The organism is Clostridium akagii DSM 12554, from assembly GCF_000686725.1.
Taxonomy (GTDB): domain Bacteria; phylum Bacillota; class Clostridia; order Clostridiales; family Clostridiaceae; genus Clostridium_I; species Clostridium_I akagii.
Genome location: NZ_JMLK01000015.1, coordinates 103,547 through 123,656 on the forward strand (window position 1 = coordinate 103,547; position 20,110 = coordinate 123,656).

A 20,110-nucleotide genomic window follows, 5' to 3' on the forward strand; every position below is an offset into this window, starting at 1 on the left:
GTTTGTACTATTAATTATAAGTATAGCTATATTTTAGTTAGCTTGAGGAGGAAAAAACATGTCTATATTAGTCTGTGGCGGAGCGGGTTACATAGGAAGTCATATGGTAGAAGAGCTTTTGGAAAATGGCGAAGATGTAGTAGTTCTTGATAATTTTCAAAAAGGTCATATTGATGCAGTTTTAGGTGGCAAGTTATATGTAGGTGATATTAGGGATAGAAAAATACTAGATAAGGTATTTAAAGAAAATAAAATAGAAGCAGTTATTGATTTTGCAGCTGATTCACTTGTTGGTGAAAGCGTAGAAAATCCATTAAAGTATTTTGCTAACAATGTAGGAGGAACTATAAGTTTATTGGAGGCTATGAGAGATTACGGTACAAAATACATAGTATTTTCATCTACAGCAGCTACTTATGGAGAACCAGAAAATACTCCTATTTTAGAAGGTGATAAAACATTCCCAACAAATCCTTATGGTGAATCAAAACTTACTGTAGAAAAAATATTAAAATGGTGCGATGGGGCCTATGGAATAAAATATACAGCATTAAGGTATTTTAATGCTGCAGGAGCTCATATTAATGGAAAAATTGGTGAAGATCATAATCCTGAAACTCATCTTATACCATTAATTTTTCAAGCAGCACTTAAAAAGAGAGAAAAAATATATATTTTTGGAGATGATTATAAAACTCCTGATGGTACATGTATTAGAGACTATGTTCATGTAACTGATTTAGCAAGTGCACATCTACTAGCTCTTAAAAGACTAAAAAGTGGCAAAGATAGTGCTACATATAACCTTGGAAATGGTAAGGGATTTTCAGTAAAAGAAGTAGTGGATGTTACGAGAAAGGTAACTGGACTTAATATTGATGCTGAAATAGCTCCAAGACGTGCAGGTGACCCTGCAATATTGATAGCTTCTTCAGAGAAAGCAATGGAAGAACTTAATTGGAAACCTAGATTTAATTCATTGGAAACAATAATTGAAACAGCGTGGAAATGGCAAAATTCACATGAAAATGGATATGGAAGATAGAGTAATATAAAATATATTTAATAAATGGGATTAACAATTAGCGGTATGTTACCAATTGTTAATCCCATTTATTAATAATAGATAAGTGTTATATCTATGTGAAAATGTCAAAATGAAAACGTTTTATACTAAAATGTGTGAAAATATTAACTAATAAGTGCAAATACCCTTTAAAATTCATAAAAATACTTATATAATGAGAGTTACATAATTTATTAAAATGATAATAAAATTATACTTTTGATAATACATATGATAACTTAAAGAATATAGGAGGCTTTACAATTGAACATATTTAGGAAAAAGACATTGGAAAGTATGCTTGACAGTGCAAAAAAATCACATTTGAAAAAAAATCTTAAGGCAAGAGATATTGCAGCTCTAGGAATTGGAGCAGTAGTGGGAGTTGGAATATTTGTAGCAACGGGTACAGGGGCTCATATGGCAGGGCCTGGAATTATTGTTTCTTTTGTTTTAGCAGGCATAGTTGCATGTCTATGTGGACTTTGTTATTCGGAACTAGCAACTATGTTTCCGGTATCAGGAAGTACATATTCATATGCATATATAGCATTTGGAGAATTTATAGCTATGATAGTTGGATGGTGTCTAACTGCAGAATATCTAGTTGCCTGTAGTGCTGTAGCTTCTGGGTGGTCAGGAACATTAGTAGGTATTCTACAAAATGTAGGAATTAATATTCCTCATGCGATTACTGCCTCACCAAGTAAGGGTGGAATTCTAGATTTACCAGCGGTTTTGATAACATTAAGTTTAACATATATGTTGTATCGTGGAGTGAAAGAGAGCTCACGTGTAAATAATACTATTGTATGTGTAAAATTATTTGTTATAGTTTTATTTTTGTTTCTTGGAGTATCTCATATTAATTTTGTAAATTATAAACCATTTGCACCCTTTGGATTTAAAGGTATTTTTGCAGGTACAGCAAGTATATTCTTCTCATATATTGGTTTTGATGCAATATCAACTACAGCTGAAGAGGCTGAAAATCCCAATAGGGATGTACCACGAGGTCTTCTTATATGTTTAGCAGTAGTAACTGTACTTTATATTTCAGTTGCATTTGTACTTACAGGTATGGTTCCATACAAAGAAATTTTGCTACAAAATGCAGTACCTGGAGCATTGGCAAGAGTGGGAATCACTTGGGGATCAGCTTTAGTTGGAGTAGGAGCAATCCTTGGAATGATTTCAACAATGATAGCGGTTTTATATGGCCAAACAAGGGTATTTATGGTTATGTCTAGAGATGGATTAATCCCAAAGGCATTTTCAAAAATACACGAAAAACATGATACACCTTATATAGCAACTGCTATAACTGGTATTGTTGCAGCTTTAATAGCTGGAGTTTTACCTCTTGATATAATTGTTGAATTTTTGAGCACAGGTACGCTAGTGAGTTTTATAGTTGTTTCTCTTGCAGTTATTGTACTTAGAAAAACAATGCCAAACTTTAAAAGAAAATTCAGCTGTCCAGGGGTACCAGTTTTACCTGCAATAACAGTAGTATGCTGTCTAGTGTTATTGAGTAAATTAAAACTCGTAACTTGGATAGGATTCCTTATATGGTTATCAATGGGAATAATCCTTTATTTCACTTATGGAGTAAAACATAGTACATTAAATGATTTGGAAAAAAACAAAGACTCTGAAGGAATCTTATAGTGTGACATAAACTTATATTTATAGTGATGTAATTACAAAAATAGCACCAAGATGGGATTAAAAAGCCATCTTGGTGCTATTTTTATTTAAATTATCAAACAATAAGTAAAAATTTTGTAGTAAATTAAAACTTTACTTGTAATTAACAATTTAATGCTATAACTCAACATGATAATACATTAATATTTATGTGAACATATAACATAAGATGTCTATATAAAAGGAACTAACATACCAATTAACTATTTAAAAAAATATGCTTAAGGGGTTAAATTGAAGGGAGCGTTAATATGTTTAATCAGTATTTCGGAAATTATTTGCTAGAGAAAAAAATAATTACAGGTGAACAACTTAAAGATGTATTGGAAGCTCAAAAAGCTATAAGAGTAAAACTTGGAGTTTTGGCTATTGATTTTGGATATATGAGCGCTGAGCAAGTTAACAGTGTCATTAGTATGCAGACAATAAAAGATAGTAGGTTTGGAGAACTAGCTATAGAGGAAGGGTATTTAACAGAAGAAAAATTGGAAGAACTACTCCATTCACAAAAAAAGTCCAATGTTTTATTAGGACAAGGACTAATTGACAAAGGGTATTTTACTTTTGAAAAATATGAAGATGTTTTAATTAAATATAAAGAAGACTCGCGTTTTACTTCTGAGGAGATAGCAATATTAAAAAATAATGACATAGATAAAATTGTTAGTATGTTTTTTAAAGTAGAAGATAATTTAAATAAAGAAACCTACTATGAATATTTAGAACTCTTTATTAGGAATTTAATTAGGTTCGTCGATGGAGAAATTATGATTGAAAAGTCAGAAATGATATCATCCTATAATTACGAATATATTGCTATGCAACAAATTCAGGGTCCACTGCATATATTTACTGGGTTTGCTGGAGATGAAAAAACAATGTCTAAATTTGCTTCTATTTATGCAGAGGAAGAATGTGCTGAAATGAATGATATGGCAAAGGACTCATTAGGTGAATTTATTAATTGCCAAAATGGTTTGTTTTTATCAAACCTATCTAATGTAGGTATGGAACTTGAATTATGTCCTCAGGAAATTCGTGAAAAAGGGAAAATAGTAAGTGTGGAAAAAATGTACAAAATTCCATGTCATTTAAGCTTCGGTAAGATAGATATTATAATTTCTACCCAAGTTATATTTTAAGCAAAGAATAATAGTTTGAAAAAATAAATAGTTATATAATGGAGGTAATTAAAAATGGCAAATATACTAATTGTTGATGATTCTTTAATTTCTAGAATGAAGCTTAAGAGAATAATCGAAACATCAAGTCATCAAGTTATAGGTGAAGCAGCAGATGGTAATGAAGCTTATGAAAAATATGAAGAATTGAAACCAGATATAGTTACTATGGATATAACAATGCCAAATTTAGATGGGATATCTGCTCTAAAAAAGATAATGAATAGCTATGATGATGCTAAGGTAATTATGATTACAGCACTTGGTCAAGGAAATAAAATTCTTGATGCTTTAAATAATGGGGCAAAAAATTATATTACAAAACCATTTGATGAAGAAAAAGTATTGACTTCAATTGAAGAGGCTCTAACTAGTGAATAAATTGGTAGGGTGATTTTATGAGAGAAACAATTGCTAAATTAGTTCAGGATGTATCTATATTTTCCATAGAAGTAAAAGGAAATGTTGTTCATGAATACTTTGAAGCCAATAAAGAAGTAGAAGGCATAGTAATAGCTGATGTGGATAAACCGGTTGGACTTTTAATGAGAACTGATTTTTATCAAAAGGTTGGAAGACAATTCGGATATTCCCTTTATATGAACCGGAATATTCAATTGATTATGAAATCCCATATTGTATGTGTTGATATTTCTTGTGATATGGCTAAAATAGGTTTTATTGCTATGAATAGAAGCAAAGATGATTTGTATGATTTTATTGTAGTTTTAGAAGATGATAAATGTGCTGGAGTAGTTAGTATACGTGAGTTATTAATAGAGATGTCTAAAACAAAGGAACGAGAGATAGAACTTTTAAGCAAGCAACAGTTAATACTGAAAAAAGCAAATGAAGTAGAAAAAATTCACTCAATGGAAATAGAACAAAAAAATTCTTCTATTAAAAATTTGCTAAATAATGCAGGGCAAGGATTTCTTTTGTTTGGTAAAGATCTTAATATATACCCAGAGTATAGTAGGGAATGCATTGAAATATTCGGAAATAAAATTGAAAATAAAAATATACTGGATATGCTAGCATTATCAATGGAAGATGAAAATATACAAATTATGAGAGATGTATTTTCAAATGTTTTTAATGAGCCAAGTAAGGCAAAAAACAAAATCTACCTATCTGTATTACCCCAAATAATAAAGATAAACAAAAAGTCCATTGAGATTCAGTGGAAAGTAATAAATAATCTTTCACAAAAATCAATAATGATTATTTTAACAGATATAACAGAAAAAGAAATTTTAGAAAATAAAAATATCGAGGAAAAAAATAATGTGAAATTAATAATTGAGACAATAAAGCACAAAGAAGAGGTAAACAGTGCGTTTGAAAATTTAAAGAAATTTTTCACTGATGGAGCCTATGAAATAATAAATGGCTGTAATGATAAAAAACAAATATTATATGAGATATATAGGATTGTGCATACTATGAAAGGTGATTTTGCATTGTATTCCGTGCACAATACATCTAAAAGGTTACATAAACTAGAAGACAGATTATCTGTAATGTTAGACAATATGGAAAATGTTAATATTTATGATATAGTTGAATTTGTAAAGAATGTTAACGGTGACAAGATTATAAGCAAAGATATTAAAACCATTGATAGTTCATTAGGTGACGGATATTTTGAAAAGGAGGATTTAATTGCTGTTAGTGAGGAAAGATTAAACGATATAGAAGAAGAAATAAAGAGAAAATATCAGGGTAAGGATCAGAAGGACATGCTGGTGATAATAAACAACTTGAAATTTACAAATGTAAAGCATATTATAGGCAGTTACAATGATTATACTAAAAGCATGGCAGAAAAGCTTGATAAAGTTATTGATGATTTTAAGATATATGGTGATGATGTTTATATTGACAAGAAAAGGTACACAAAATTCATAAGATCGCTTGTACATATATTTAAAAATATTATTGATCATGGGATTGAAGAACCGGATGCCAGGATTTATGCTGGCAAAGCTGAATATGGTGAAATAAGTTGCTACATAGAAAAAGCAGAAGGTAAATTTATTATGAATATCTCAGATGATGGCAATGGAATTGATTATGAAATAATTAGAGAAAAAGCAATAGAAAAAGGTATATATTCCAGAAATGAGATAGATACATTTACACAAGAAGAAATACTAGAAATTATCTTTATGGATAAATTTTCCACGAAGAATCAAGTGAGCATGCTTTCAGGTAGAGGTGTTGGACTCGCTGCAGTGCGAGGTGAAATAGAAAACATAGGTGGAACTGTGAAAATGTACACACAGAAGGGCAAGTTTACAAGATTCGAATTTGTAGTTCCAATGATAGAATGAATAAAATGCGGTAGCACTTAGATGCATCTAAGCGCTACCGCATTTTTAGTTATTTTTGATTTTCTCGATTGATGATAAATTCTTTTGCTTTAATTTCAAATTCATCATCTAAAGGTTCTAGTTCCACTTCACCATATTTTAATTCTAGAGCTGTCTTAATTAATTTATCTGCAAGTTCAGGGTTTTTAGATAAAAGCGAACCGTGAAAATATGTTCCATAAGTATTTTTGTAAATAACACCTTCAAAACCGTCAAAACCATTATTCCCAAAGCCTGAAATAACTTTACCTAGGGGTTTTGAATCATGAATGTGAGTTCTTCCAGAATGGTTTTCAAAACCAACAAGGGTTTCACCAGTCTCTTCATTTTTAATAACAGTATTTCCAATGAATCTTGTATCTCCACCGTCTGTACGTATATCAAGAATACCTAGACCATCTAGCCTTTCACCATCAGGTGTTGTGTAGTAAGTACCTAAAAGCTGATACCCTCCACAAATTGATAGGAATACTTTATCCCCATTAATATATTTGAAAATTTCATCTTTTTTTGTTTGTATTAAATCATTTGAAACAATGGACTGTTCATAATCCTGTCCACCACCGAAAAAAACTATGTCGTAGTCATCAGCCTTAAAAGAATCATTAAGAGATACATTATATACATTCACATCGATATTTCTTTTAGAAGCTCTATATTTTAGTATTAATATGTTACCTACATCACCATAAACATTCAAAAGATCAGGATATAAGTGACAAATGTTAAGTTCCATTATTTTCACCACCAATTTAAAATGTAGCTTACCAGAGAGTCTTAATAAGCTTTTTGCCGTGTAAGAATTTTCTAAAATTAATCATAGCTGTATAAGTGGCAAGTATGTATACAATTTCCCCAGGACAATCTTCTATACTTTTTAATAAAGTTTCATGGTTCTCACATACTGAAAATTTACTGTAATCAAGACCTGCCACTTTAAGTCTAACAGCCATATCATATAATCTTGATCCACCAACAATTGTATTTGCAATATTTAGGTTTTTAAGTTGTTCAAAATTAACATCCCAAATCCAAGAAACGTCTCGTCCATCTGCATAGTTATCATTTAATAACATACATAAGTTTAAACTTCTCTGGTCTATTGAAACGGTGTTAAGAGCTTCATTGTAACCAGCTGGATTTTTAACTAATATTATTTTAACTTCTTTCCCATTTATTTGAATGGATTCTTGTCTACCAAAGCTACTAGCGGTAGTTTTGAGAGCGCTACTAATAACTTCTTCATCTATTTCTAAAATTTTAGCAGCCGCCACTGCACAGAGTCCATTATATATATTGTAAACTCCAGGTTGATTAATTGTGTACTGGAAATCATTTATTTTAACTAAGGAACTTGAAGTAGTTAGTTCATCTATGGAATTAACAAAATAGTCAAGAGCTGGTCTTTTATAACCACACTTTTCACAATAAAATTTTCCTAAATGATTATATGTAATGAATTCATAGGAATAAGCATTTTTGCAATTCTTGCAAAATTTTGCATCAGCATTTATATCTACTACTGTGCTTTTGTTTGGAGAACATTCAAAACCGTAAAATAGTTGTGGGTTTGGAACTTTTAAATCTCCAAGTAGAGATTCATCACCATTTAATAATAGAGTAGATTCAGGTGATTTAACTATACCTTCTAATATTTTTGTTAAGGTTGTATAAACCTCACCATATCTATCTAGCTGATCCCTAAATAAATTAGTTACTATTATTATTTTTGGCACTAAATATTCAGTAATAAATTTAAGATTAGCTTCATCTACTTCTATTACTGCATATTTTTCTGAAGTATCCTTATTAAATCTGTAATTGTCAATAAAACAAGAAGTTATTCCAGGTTCAAGATTAGCACCAGTACTGTTTGTAATAACAGATTTATTGTTACTTTTAATCATATTGTAAATCATACTGGTAGTTGTTGTTTTTCCATTTGTACCAGTTACCAGTATGATTTTATAATCCTTTGCAACGGTGCTAAGGATGTTTTTATCTAATTTTAGTGCCACCTTTCCAGGAAAATTAGAGCCACCTTTAAACAAAGTTTTGGATAATTTAATTATTACTTTTGAAATCAAAATGCTAAGTAAAGATTTAATTTTAATCACAGACACCTCCTACTAGGGAATATATTAGTGTGTAAAACACAATATATTATTATATTTATACAGATTTTATTGTATATCATATGGGTTAGAAAGTCCATTGCTTAAATTATACTATTGATATTGACTTTATTAAACAATTAAGGTAGTATAAAAACATAGCAAATTATACAAAACATATACAAATAGTAGGAAAAGAACAACTGGTATAAAATCTATAATATTTAGAGGCGTAAACTAGCATATTTTATAATTGAATATAACATATAATTCTTATCAAGAAAGGATGAGGGACTGACCCTATGAATCCTTGACAACCGGAACTAGTAGTTTATCGGTGCCAATTTCAGCAGATTGTTTTGAAAGATAAGACTAAAAGAATTTTAAAATCTTCTCTTAGTTTTATCTATGAGAAGATTTTTTTTTAGTTTATTTGTTTGCCATTTTTACGGGAAGGAAAATTAGCCCAAAAAATTACAATATATAATTCAAGGTTCAACATATTAAAAAAGGGGTGTTTTTATTGAAAAAAAGATTTATTAGCGCAATTATTTTATCTGTTAGTGCAGTTATGTTTTTATCATCATGTGGGACAAAAGTAGCTTCAAACCAAAATGTGAAGGCATCAAAAGTATCAAGTATTGGAGATCAATACATTAAGGCAACGGATCCTAGCAAAAGTCCAGATAAAGCAAAACAACGTACAGATACATTCGTTGCAGCTATATCGGAGCCAGGAGGAGTTTTCTTACCATATTTTTATGATAATGGCTGGGATGGAAATGCTACTGATCCTATTTTTGCATCACTCGTTGGCCAAGATCCAAAAGGTAATCCTATTCCAGATCTTGCTAAGAGCTGGAATATATCATCAGACAACTTGACTTATACGTACCATTTAAGAGAAGGATTAAAATTTAGTGATGGATCACCTTTAACCGCAGATGATGTTGCATTCACATTAACAATTTTGGATGATCCGGCGTATAGTGGATATATTGATATTTCAACTTCATTTATAAAGGGTAGTGAGGCATATAAAGATGGTAAATCGGATTCAATAGAAGGTATTAAGGTTGTTGATCCACTTACAATTAAGATTACTACTGAAAAAGTAAACCCACTTAATTTAACTATTTTAGGAGGGCAGGTTTTATCAAAGACATATTATGGTAAGGACTATAAGAGGGGCAGTCTAGATTATTTAAAAGCTTTATATGCAGCGCCTTTAGGAGCCGGTCCATATAAGATTGATAAGTATATTCCAGGACAAGAAGTTCGTTATACAGCAAATGATAATTATTATGCTGGAAAACCTAAAATTGAAAATCTTATTTACAAAGTTACATCAAAGGACACAAATTTACAGTTATTCCAAACTGGAGAAACGGATGAGGATGGTTTTACTACAGACAAGGATACTGTGGATGAATTAGAAAGCTTTGGTTTTGCTAATGTAAGGATAAGTACTGTAAGTGATTATGGTTATATTTATTTTAATAATAAAAAATCTTATTTAAAAGATAAATCAGTTAGGCAGGCTCTTACTTATGGGCTTGATCGTCAAAAAATTATTGACGTAAAGTATAAAGGTTATGGACAAGTAGCTAATATTCCTACATCACCACTAGTGTGGTCATATAATGAAGATGGTATAAATAAATACAAATTTGATCAATCAAAAGCAAAAAAACTATTGGATGCAGCAGGCTGGAAAGTTGGTAGTGACGGTATACGTGAGAAAAATGGCCAAAAACTTAGACTTTCATATTTAACTACAAAAAGCACTGATGAAATTATTCCCATAGCAAAAGAAGATTATAAGGCTATTGGTGTGGATTTTGAACCTGAAATTATGGATTTTAATACTTTGGTTGGTAAACTTAATAAAGGTGATTATGATTTAGCCTCTGTTCGCACAAGTGGTTTAGTTGACCCAAATGATTCAGTAGAAGAATTCTCATCGAAAAAAACTTCTGAAAATGTTTCGGGATATTCAGATCCTGTAGCTGATAAATTAATCAGTGAAGGCGTAAGTACTGTTGATATTAAAAAGAGAAAAGTAATTTACCAAAAATTATATAAAGAGTTAACAGATAATCCACCAGTTATATTAATTGATTATAGAAAAAGTGTAAAAGCTTGGAATAGTAGAATTAAGGGATTAGATAATAATAATTTTTCTGGAGTTTCTTCAACTAATTTATCAAAACTAAAAATTGAAAACTAAAACATTTAATGTCTAGCTTTTAGCTAGACATTTTTAGGAGGTTTATATGAAAAAATATATATTGCGTAGATTTATACATATGATTCCAACTCTCATAGGTGTTTCAGTAATAATTTTTTATTTGTTTGCCTTAATGCCAGGAGATTATATTGATTCAAATAGACAAATTACAGCTCAAAGAGCTCATGAACTTAGAGTGCTTTATGGGTTAGATAAGCCTATAATAATGCGATATTTTATATGGGTAAAAAATGCAATGGAAGGTAACTTTGGATTTTCGCTAAAGTACCTAGAATCAGTAACAAAACTAATAAATCAATATATATGGAACTCATTTATTATCGCCATAGTTACCCTAGCGCTTACATGGTCAATAGCATTGGTGATTGGTGTTTATACAGCAACTAAACAACATTCGCTTTTCGATAGATTGGTGACTTTAGGAGTATTTGCATCATTGTCTTTTCCATCTTTTTTTCTAGGTCTTTTGATGATTAAGTTTTTTGGAGTAGATCTCAAGATCTTACCTTTAGGCGGAATGATAGATACTGGTAGTACATCTACCGGTTTATCATATGTTTTAGAAGTTATAAGGCACATGATACTTCCAGTTGGAATACTTACTTTTTTAAGTATAGGCTCACTTACAAGATATTTTAGATCGGGAATGATTGATGCTCTTAAATTAGATTTTATAAGAACAGCAAGAGCAAAGGGGTTAAAGGAGAGGACTATTGTATTTAAGCATGCTTTAAAAAACGCCATTTTACCAGCAATTACTTTGCTAGCATTTGAACTTCCTGGGCTTTTTTCTGGAGCTATTATAACAGAGCAAATATTTAATTGGCCAGGTATTGGTAGGTTGCAACTTGAGGCACTTAGTTTTAGAGATTATCCAGTACTAATGACATTTACAATGCTTCTGTCATTTTTAACTATTATGGGGAACTTTTTTGCCGATGTTTTATATGCGGTGGCAGATCCAAGAATTAGATTAAAATAAGAAAGGAGGATAACTATATATGCTTTTAGCTAATAAACATAAACTGGAACCATCAAAAAAGAGATCAGAAACTCAATGGCATCAAGCAGTTCAACGGTTATTAAAAAACAAATTAGCTGTGATTAGTATTGGTTTTCTTGTATTCATACTCTTATTCAGTTTTGTTGGTCCATTTTTATCGCCATATAATTCTAATGATGTTGAAGTTGCATTGATTAAAAATCCACCTAATTTAGCACATATTCTAGGAACTGATGATTATGGAAGGGATGTTCTACTTAGATTAATGCTTGCAGGTAGAATATCACTAACAATAGGAATTACATCTATGATACTTTCACTTATATTAGGTACTATATTAGGAGCTGTTTCTGGATATTACGGAGGTGTAATAGACAATATAATTATGCGTATTGCAGATATTTTAATGTCAATTCCAGGATTACCACTCCTCATTATTGTAGGTGCTTTATTATCAGAATTAAAGGTGTCATCAGATTATAGATTGTACATTGTTATGCTAATGCTAAGTCTGGTTGGATGGCCAGGTCTTGCTAGACTTATTAGAGGACAAGTACTTTCTCTGAGAGAACAAACTTTTATGAAAGCAGCAGATGTGCTTGGATTAAGTGATAGAAGAAAAATATTTAATCATCTAATACCCAACACATTTCCTTTATTAATAGTAGTAGCTACATTAAGTACTGCTAGTGGGATACTTAGTGAGTCTACATTAAGTTTCCTTGGGCTTGGTGTTATACCACCAACTCCATCTTGGGGAAACATGATAAATGCGGCAAATAATTTGATCGATTTTCAAAAAAGAGCTTGGCTCTGGATTCCACCAGGCATGGCTATATTTTTAACTGTGGTGGCTATAAATTTGTTAGGTGATGCACTTAGGGATGCATTAGATCCCAAAATGAAAGGCAGGTAAATAATTATGAAGGAAGATTTAATAAAAGTTAATAATTTAAAAACCTACTTTTATGCTGATGAAGAGGTAAGTAAAGCAGTTGATAATATAAGCTTTAGAATCAAAAAAGGTGAAACAGTGTGTATTGTTGGAGAATCAGGTTGTGGAAAAAGTGTTACATCACTGTCAATTATGAGACTTATAAATGAACCAGGTAAAATTGTTAGTGGAGAAATTATATATGATAATAAAGACCTTTTGAAAATGCGTGAAAATGACATTAGAAACATAAGAGGTAATGAAATAGCTATGATATTTCAAGAACCTATGACATCACTAAACCCAGTATTCACAATAGGACAGCAATTGATAGAAGGAATAATGGAACATACTTTAATAAGTAAAAAAGAAGCAAATAACAAAGCCATAGAACTTATTAATATTGTCGGGCTTCCAAGAGCAGAGGAAATAATAAAATCTTACCCTCATGAATTAAGCGGAGGAATGCTACAAAGAATTATGATTGCTATTGCCCTAAGTTGTAATCCTAAACTTATTATTGCAGATGAGCCTACTACTGCATTAGATGTAACCATTCAAGCTCAAATTTTAGATCTACTTCGTAATATTAAAGCGGAATATAATACTTCTATATTATTTATCACTCATGACCTTGGTGTTGTAGCAGAAATGGCGGATTATGTGATTGTAATGTATGCAGGTAAAATAATAGAAGAAGCCCCAGTACTAGAGCTATTTAAAAACCCTAAACATCAATATACAATGGGTCTTTTAAAGTCTAAACCAATTATTGGACAGCGAAGGGAAAGACTTTATTCTATAAAAGGGCAGGTACCGGATTTATCAGAACTTAAAGAATCATGCTATTTTAGTGATAGATGTGAAAAATGTATGGATATATGCAAAACAAAAATGCCGAAATTTATTTCGGAATCTAATAGTCATAAAACAGCATGTTGGCTTTATGAGGAAGGAGTTATATATGAGTGAGATATTATTAGAAGTAAATAATTTGAAAAAATACTTTCCTATTACCGGTGGCTTTTTAGGAAAGGTAGTTGGTAATGTAAAAGCAGTGGATGGAGTAAGCTTTAGCATTAATAAGGGAGAGGCGTTTGGTCTTGTTGGAGAATCGGGAAGTGGAAAGACAACTATAGGTCAAACAATTCTTAGAATGAACGAAAAAACTTCAGGAACAGTAAAATTTGGTGGCATTGATATACATAATCTCTCTAAAAAAGATCTAAAGGCGTTAAGACCCAAGGTTCAATATATATTTCAGGATCCCTACAGTTCATTGGATCCTAAAATGAGAATTGGTGATGCAATTGGGGAACCTCTTTTAGAACACGGATTTGCTACAAAACAAAATGTGCGTGAAAAGGTGGAGGAAATAATTTTATTATGTGGCATGTCTTCTAACTATATTGATAGATTTCCCCATGAATTTTCAGGAGGACAACGGCAACGAATAGTAATTGCTAGAGCAATGGCTCTAAATCCAGAATTTGTTGTGGCAGATGAACCGGTATCCTCACTTGATGTGTCAATTCAAGCACAGATAATAAATTTATTTAGTGATCTAAGACAAAAGAAAGGATTATCATATCTTTTTATATCTCATGATTTAAGCGTTGTGGAACATTTATGTAATAGAATTGCTATTATGTATTTAGGAGTTATCGTAGAATTAGCTACAAGAGATGAATTATTTAGTAATCCTCAGCATCCATATACAAAGGCACTTTTATCTGCCATACCAGTACCGGATCCTACTTTAAAAAGAAATAGGATAATTCTTAAGGGTAATATTCCTAGTCCATCTAATCCACCTAGTGGTTGCCGTTTCCACACCAGATGCCCTTATGTTATGGACAAGTGTAGTAAAACTGTACCGGAGCTTAAAGAAATAGCAGAAGGTCATCAATCAGCATGTCATCTTGCTTAATTAGCTTTTCTATTAGTGGTTGACTACCATAAAATTATGAGAAGAAGGATGCCTATATATGTTATCAAATAGTGGCATAAAAAAGGCATCCTGAACTCATTTGTATTTTTAGGATATAACATTTGGGGCAGTACCCATGGATTATGCTATACGGAGAGAGATTTTTGTTTGTAATTTCCCAAGATATCGTTAACTGGAGAAACTGCTACAAAAGCTAAAGGATCTATTTTTTTTATAATCAATCTTAGCGCAGTAATTTGATGCTTTTGTACCACCACATAGATGAATTTTTTATTGTTGTGTGAAAAACCACCTGTGGCATTTAACACAGTGACTCCTCTTCCAAGTATTGTGTTTACCTCTTCAATAATTTCTTCATAATTATTACATATTATTACACACTGCCTGGAGGAAGCAATACCTTCCTGCATCGTATCTATTGTTTTAGAACGGATAAAACTCATTATAAGAGCATATAATACTGAATGAGGTCCCATTACTATTCCTACAAACACATATACAAAAAAATCTTGTATAAGTAGAATGTGAGACAGCTGTACATTCTTGAATTTGTTTCTAAAAACCTTGGCAGATATGTCAAAGCCTCCTGTAGATCCACCACCCATAAATAACATTGCCATGGATATCCCTGAAACTACACCGCAAAAAATGGCTGAAGTTAGTTTATCATTAATGGGTAGTATAGAAAAATTTGGAAGCAAGGAACTTATATAGTCAATCATAAGAGAAGAAAACAGTACAATAATTCCACTTTTTATGGCAAATTTCCGGCCTAAAAATTTAAAACCAAAGATAAATAATGGTATATTTAAAACTATTGAAGTGATACCTATTTTAAAGTTAAATAAACTATGAAGGGAAAGTGCAATTCCAAGTACGCCTCCAGTACCTATTTTAGCTGGTGTTAGTAACAGTGAAGCATACAACGAATATAGGACAGTGCCACCTATAAGCATTAAATATTGTTTCGATTTTGTATTCATAATAATCTCCTTAAATAAACTCTTTTAGTAATGTATAATGGCTAAATTTACGTGTATATGTTAGCATAACTTATCTATGTTTACAAACTACATAAGAATTCATGCTAGGGATTATTTGAACGTAATGATATTAAAGTGTAGATTTGATGTATAAATTAACAATAATGTGAGCATATTTAATTGAAAATTATAGTTTATAGCTGTAATATGTATTATGTGTGAAACTTATTATGAGTAGATGGGAGATTAAATTATGCTTTATCCATTAAAATTTGAAAACTTATATTATGAAAAAGTTTGGGGCGGAAGAGATTTAGAAAACCTTAGAAAAAATTTGCCCGATGGAGAGATTGGCGAGAGCTGGGATGTTGCATGTCACCAACATGGAATGAGTATTGTTGCCAATGGCGAATTTAAAGGTACTAGATTTGATAACCTTATAAAACAACAAGGTGAAAAAATACTGGGAAGTAAAATAAATGCTAAAATGTTTCCTCTTTTAATCAAATTAATCAATGCTAAGGATAAATTGTCTGTTCAAGTTCATCCAAATGATGAATATGCACATAGAGTTGAAGGAGAACTTGGGAAAACAGAAATTTGGTATGTGGTCGATGCATTTGAAGGTGCAAATTTAGTGGTTGGTACAAAAGAATGTACAAAAGAACAGTTTAAGGATGCAATAAATAATGGAACATTGGATAAATATTTAAATAGAATACCAGTTAAAAAAGGCGAAGTATATTTCGTGAAAAGTGGAATGGTACATGCAATAGGAGAAGGTGTCATTATTGCTGAAATACAACAAAACAGTGACACAACTTATAGAGTATATGACTACAATAGAGGAAGAGAAATTCATGTGGCTAAGGCTTTAGATGTTATAGATTTTGATCTTGTAGGCAAAAAAAGTCAGGGTTTAAAGATCGAGGGAGAAGATTTTGATAAAACTTATTACAATTTGTGTGATAAATTTTCTTTTGAACTTTATGATATTAAAAACAGTGTTGTAGAAAATAGTGATCAGGATAGATTTTACATATTTACTTGTGTTGAAGGTAATGGAGCTATTCATTTTGAGGGTGGAAATGAAAACATAGTAGCAGGAGACAGTATTTTTATTCCAGCATATCTTGGAAGATACGAAATAAAAGGCAATATAAAACTTTTAAAATCATATGTACCTGACGTGCAAAAAGTTGAAAAAGAAATAATAAGTAAAATTGAATTATAAATCTTTTTAATTGATAGTATAAAGTAGTAACATTTAAAATTAAAAAAATAAGAGAATGGAGTGTGCAAAAAAATATGACTGCAAATATATTGATTATTATAAAAGTAATTATTCTTGGAATAGTGGAAGGTATAACTGAATTTTTGCCAGTATCATCAACGGGACATTTGATAATGTTTAGTGACTTTCTTAACTTTACTGGAGACTTTAGTAAATTGTTTGGGATTGTAATTCAGTTAGGAGCTATACTTGCTGTAGTAGTACTGTTCTGGGACAAACTGCTTCATTCATTCAAGACAATAGCTGATCCAACGTTTAAAAGTTTTGGTTCAAAACTTTGGAGAAATCTTATTGTAGCATTTATACCTTCTGGAGTAATTGGACTTCTAGCAAATAAATTTGTTAATGCCCATCTTATGGCGGTATTGCCTGTATCATTAGCACTACTTGTAGGTGGTATACTTATGATATTAGTTGAGAACAAATATAGAAATGGAAATGGTACAAAGGACATAGCGGATATAACATTAAAACAAGCATTTCTAATAGGATGTTTTCAATGTATTTCTGTAGTTTGGCCTGGATTTTCAAGATCTGCTTCCACAATAATGGGTGGATGGATCGTAGGACTTACAACAGTTGCTGCAGCAGAATTTTCTTTTTTTCTTGCTATTCCAACTATGTTTATAGCAACAGGTTATGAATTAATTAAAAATATGTCATCTATAACCGCAATGCAAGGAATAGAGATAGCAATTGGATTTGTTGTTTCTTTTATAGTTGCACTATTTGTAGTAGAAAAATTTATGAACTTCTTAAAGAAACGACCAATGAGAATATTTGCTATATATAGAATAGCTTTTGCCGTTATATTTTTAGTATTGGCAGCAACTAGAGTGATAAATGTTTAGAATAGTTATATTGATACATAAATAGTTATAATAAAATAAGTTGATTTTTAAAACTCGTGATTTGTTCACGGGTTTTTTTTTGTATTTAGGTAATAATAAATGTAAATATATTTCTAGAGGAGTGCTGTAAAATGGATATGGAAATCAAAATTGATGAGCTTATAAGCAATGGTAAATGGATAAAAAATGATATAGGTATGGGTAGAGTGCAGTGTTCAAAAATGGTAAAGGATGCAAAGGAGCTTCTTATTTTAATTGTTTCAGATACTTTAGATACACCAATATGTTCGATGGTAGAAAAAATTTTGGTAGTATCAAATGAAATAATAATATTTTATGATGGCCAGTATGTTCAGAAAGTAGAAAAATCAGAATATGAAAGATATAAACAATTTTTAGACAATGAAGAATGGAAAATTATTTTCAATAAAGGTGTAATAAAGGAATTGATTAAAAATAAAATGATAAGTGAAGACCAAGGATTTTATGTAGAGATGCATGAAACACTGGAACAATACATGAAAAATGGATATGATAAAAAATCAAGTGATACTATTTGTAATAAATATCATTTATAAATTATTAAGTATAGTAATATTGTTCAAAATATCATTTCAATTTAAATACAAATAATGTATAATTTAATTGAATATGGAATGAGGGGGACTAGTTATGTATAATAAGATAAAAAAGATTGCATTACTCACTGGAGGGGGGGACTGTCCTGGATTAAATGCTGTAATTCGAGGGGTTACAAAAACAGCAATTCTTAAATATGGTTATGAAGTTATTGGTTATACTTTTGGATATCGAGGGCTATACAACAATCAAGCCGTGCCATTAACATTGGAACGTGTTTCTGGAATATTGCACAAGGGTGGAACTATTTTGTATAGTTCAAACAAAGATAATCTATTTGATTATGCTGTGGAGGATGGTGGAAAAGTAATAAAAAAAGACGTATCAGATATTGCTATAGAAAATTTAAAAAAATCTAACATAGATGTTTTAGTTGTAATAGGAGGAGATGGTACATTAACTAGTGCTAGGGATTTTGCTAGAAAAGGTGTGAAAATTATAGGCGTTCCTAAAACAATAGATAATGATTTACCTGCAACAGATGTAACGTTTGGATTCAATACAGCTATTGATGTTGCAACAGAAGCACTAGACAGACTACATACAACAGCAGAATCCCATCATAGAATAATGATACTTGAAGTAATGGGTAGAAATGCAGGATGGATAGCCTTGGAGTCTGGAATTGCTGGTGCTGCAGATGTTATATTAATTCCAGAAATTCCATATGACATCAATAAGATAGTTAACAAGATAAGAGAAAGAGAAAATTTAGGAAAATTATTTAGTATAATAGTTGTTGCAGAAGGTGCAAAACCTAAATATGGAGATGTTGTAGTAAGCAAGATAGTAAAAGATAGCCCTGATCCTATAAGACTTGGAGGAATAGGAAATAAGCTTGCAACTGATTTAGAAGAGTTAGTTAAGAATCATGAGGTTAGATGTACAGTACTTGGTCATATTCAAAGGGGAGGAAATGCATCAACTTATGATAGGATTTTATCTACAAGATATGGGGTGAAGGCTGTAGAAATGATAAATGACGGAGAATTTGGAAGAATGGTATGCTTAGCTGGAAATAAGATATCATCTGAATCACTTGAAAACGTTATAGGTAAGACAAGAAACGTAGATGTTGATGGTGAACTTATAAGAGTAGGAAGAAGTATAGGTGTATCATTTGCTGATTGATAGTAATTAAACTAAATTACTATCCCTTAAAATTTCATTTGAGGTATCTTAAAGAGATAAGAACATATAGGAATTGAAATCCTTTTGGATGCCTTGAATTTATGAAAGTGTTGTAAAAACATATTTTATAATCATATACTATGCCGTGTGTATCAATTACAATAAATTAATGAATATATATAATTAAACAAAGGATATTGAATTTAATTTGAATAATTGAGGAATACATATTAAACTATGGCAAATAATTATGGTATTATAGAACACGTCGCAAGAAACAAACGAGAAAAAAAGAAACAACAAACTGTAATTGATACCAAAAGAAAAGTATTGACAAAGGGTTTGAACTTGTGATATTATATAAGAGTTGCTTAACGGCAACACAGTGATCTTTGAAAATTAAACAGAGAATAAGAATTAAGTAAACCAGCAAATTTCTTTGAATCTTAGAAATAAGATTTAAAATATTTATATTAAGCGAAATGAGCTTAATCAAACACTTTTTTATGAGAGTTTGATCCTGGCTCAGGACGAACGCTGGCGGCGTGCTTAACACATGCAAGTCGAGCGAGAAACCTTCGGGTTTCTAGCGGCGGACGGGTGAGTAACACGTGGGTAACCTGCCTC

At 31.0% G+C, this 20,110-nt stretch carries 17 protein-coding genes, 1 rRNA gene and 1 riboswitch; of the genes, 15 read left to right on the forward strand and 3 right to left on the reverse strand.

The window, feature by feature from the left end; genetic code table 11:
- The first annotated feature begins 58 nt into the window (after positions 1-58).
- The 5 genes from galE (at position 59) to BR66_RS0109550 (ending at position 6,293) form a co-directional block, all read left to right on the forward strand.
- Positions 59-1,045, forward strand: coding sequence for a UDP-glucose 4-epimerase GalE (galE, locus tag BR66_RS0109530; RefSeq protein WP_026882734.1), 987 nt, complete (start codon positions 59-61; stop codon positions 1,043-1,045).
- A gap of 285 nt (positions 1,046-1,330) precedes the next feature.
- Positions 1,331-2,737 (forward strand): amino acid permease, encoded by a 1,407-nt coding sequence (locus BR66_RS0109535; protein ID WP_026882735.1) that lies wholly within the window; start codon positions 1,331-1,333, stop codon positions 2,735-2,737.
- Positions 2,738-3,027: 290 nt separating this feature from the next.
- Positions 3,028-3,918 carry a cyclic di-GMP-binding domain-containing protein, MshE-related gene (locus BR66_RS0109540; RefSeq protein ID WP_026882736.1) on the forward strand — a complete coding sequence of 297 codons (891 nt, stop codon included), beginning with the start codon at positions 3,028-3,030 and terminating at the stop codon, positions 3,916-3,918.
- A gap of 54 nt (positions 3,919-3,972) precedes the next feature.
- Positions 3,973-4,338 (forward strand): response regulator, encoded by a 366-nt coding sequence (locus tag BR66_RS0109545; RefSeq protein ID WP_026882737.1) that lies wholly within the window; start codon positions 3,973-3,975, stop codon positions 4,336-4,338.
- Positions 4,339-4,355: 17 nt separating this feature from the next.
- Positions 4,356-6,293: an ATP-binding protein gene (locus BR66_RS0109550; RefSeq protein WP_026882738.1), complete on the forward strand. Its 1,938-nt coding sequence runs from the start codon at positions 4,356-4,358 to the stop codon at positions 6,291-6,293.
- 49 nt (positions 6,294-6,342) lie between these two features.
- Here BR66_RS0109550 and BR66_RS0109555 read toward each other — a convergent pair whose 3' ends face one another.
- Both BR66_RS0109555 and BR66_RS0109560 read right to left on the reverse strand, forming a co-directional pair.
- Positions 6,343-7,068, reverse strand: a complete 726-nt coding sequence (locus BR66_RS0109555) for a type 1 glutamine amidotransferase (RefSeq protein WP_026882739.1) — start codon at positions 7,066-7,068, stop codon at positions 6,343-6,345.
- A gap of 28 nt (positions 7,069-7,096) precedes the next feature.
- Positions 7,097-8,455 carry a Mur ligase family protein gene (locus BR66_RS0109560; RefSeq protein ID WP_156946270.1) on the reverse strand — a complete coding sequence of 453 codons (1,359 nt, stop codon included), beginning with the start codon at positions 8,453-8,455 and terminating at the stop codon, positions 7,097-7,099.
- 261 nt (positions 8,456-8,716) lie between these two features.
- Positions 8,717-8,819: riboswitch (SAM riboswitch) on the forward strand.
- 150 nt (positions 8,820-8,969) lie between these two features.
- On the opposite strand from BR66_RS0109560, the gene BR66_RS0109565 reads away from it, so the two are divergent.
- From BR66_RS0109565 to BR66_RS0109585, 5 genes are read left to right on the forward strand one after another with little or no spacing between them, the layout of a single operon-like run.
- Positions 8,970-10,676, forward strand: coding sequence for an ABC transporter substrate-binding protein (locus tag BR66_RS0109565; RefSeq protein ID WP_026882741.1), 1,707 nt, complete (start codon positions 8,970-8,972; stop codon positions 10,674-10,676).
- A gap of 46 nt (positions 10,677-10,722) precedes the next feature.
- Positions 10,723-11,679 carry an ABC transporter permease gene (locus tag BR66_RS0109570; RefSeq protein WP_026882742.1) on the forward strand — a complete coding sequence of 319 codons (957 nt, stop codon included), beginning with the start codon at positions 10,723-10,725 and terminating at the stop codon, positions 11,677-11,679.
- A gap of 19 nt (positions 11,680-11,698) precedes the next feature.
- A complete protein-coding gene (gene opp4C / locus BR66_RS0109575) occupies positions 11,699-12,616 on the forward strand; it encodes an oligopeptide ABC transporter permease (RefSeq protein ID WP_035795900.1) in 918 nt (305 codons plus the stop codon).
- A gap of 6 nt (positions 12,617-12,622) precedes the next feature.
- Positions 12,623-13,606: an ABC transporter ATP-binding protein gene (locus BR66_RS0109580; protein ID WP_026882744.1), complete on the forward strand. Its 984-nt coding sequence runs from the start codon at positions 12,623-12,625 to the stop codon at positions 13,604-13,606.
- Complete coding sequence (locus BR66_RS0109585) at positions 13,599-14,564, forward strand: ABC transporter ATP-binding protein (RefSeq protein WP_026882745.1); 966 nt, start codon at positions 13,599-13,601, stop codon at positions 14,562-14,564. The genes BR66_RS0109580 and BR66_RS0109585 overlap by 8 nt, the downstream gene beginning before the upstream one ends.
- 146 nt (positions 14,565-14,710) lie before the next feature.
- Here BR66_RS0109585 and BR66_RS0109590 read toward each other — a convergent pair whose 3' ends face one another.
- Positions 14,711-15,568 (reverse strand): YitT family protein, encoded by an 858-nt coding sequence (locus tag BR66_RS0109590; protein ID WP_026882746.1) that lies wholly within the window; start codon positions 15,566-15,568, stop codon positions 14,711-14,713.
- Positions 15,569-15,821: 253 nt separating this feature from the next.
- On the opposite strand from BR66_RS0109590, the gene BR66_RS0109595 reads away from it, so the two are divergent.
- The 5 genes from BR66_RS0109595 to BR66_RS0109615 all read left to right on the forward strand — a co-directional run.
- Positions 15,822-16,802 carry a type I phosphomannose isomerase catalytic subunit gene (locus BR66_RS0109595; protein ID WP_035795903.1) on the forward strand — a complete coding sequence of 327 codons (981 nt, stop codon included), beginning with the start codon at positions 15,822-15,824 and terminating at the stop codon, positions 16,800-16,802.
- Positions 16,803-16,876: 74 nt separating this feature from the next.
- Entirely contained in the window at positions 16,877-17,713 is an 837-nt protein-coding gene (locus tag BR66_RS0109600; RefSeq protein WP_026882748.1) for an undecaprenyl-diphosphate phosphatase, read from the forward strand.
- A 131-nt stretch (positions 17,714-17,844) separates the two neighbouring features.
- Positions 17,845-18,291, forward strand: coding sequence for a hypothetical protein (locus BR66_RS0109605; RefSeq protein WP_026882749.1), 447 nt, complete (start codon positions 17,845-17,847; stop codon positions 18,289-18,291).
- Between the two features lie 94 nt (positions 18,292-18,385).
- Entirely contained in the window at positions 18,386-19,483 is a 1,098-nt protein-coding gene (locus BR66_RS0109610; RefSeq protein ID WP_026882750.1) for a 6-phosphofructokinase, read from the forward strand.
- 502 nt (positions 19,484-19,985) lie between these two features.
- A 16S ribosomal RNA gene (locus tag BR66_RS0109615) occupies positions 19,986-20,110 on the forward strand; the annotation flags it as partial.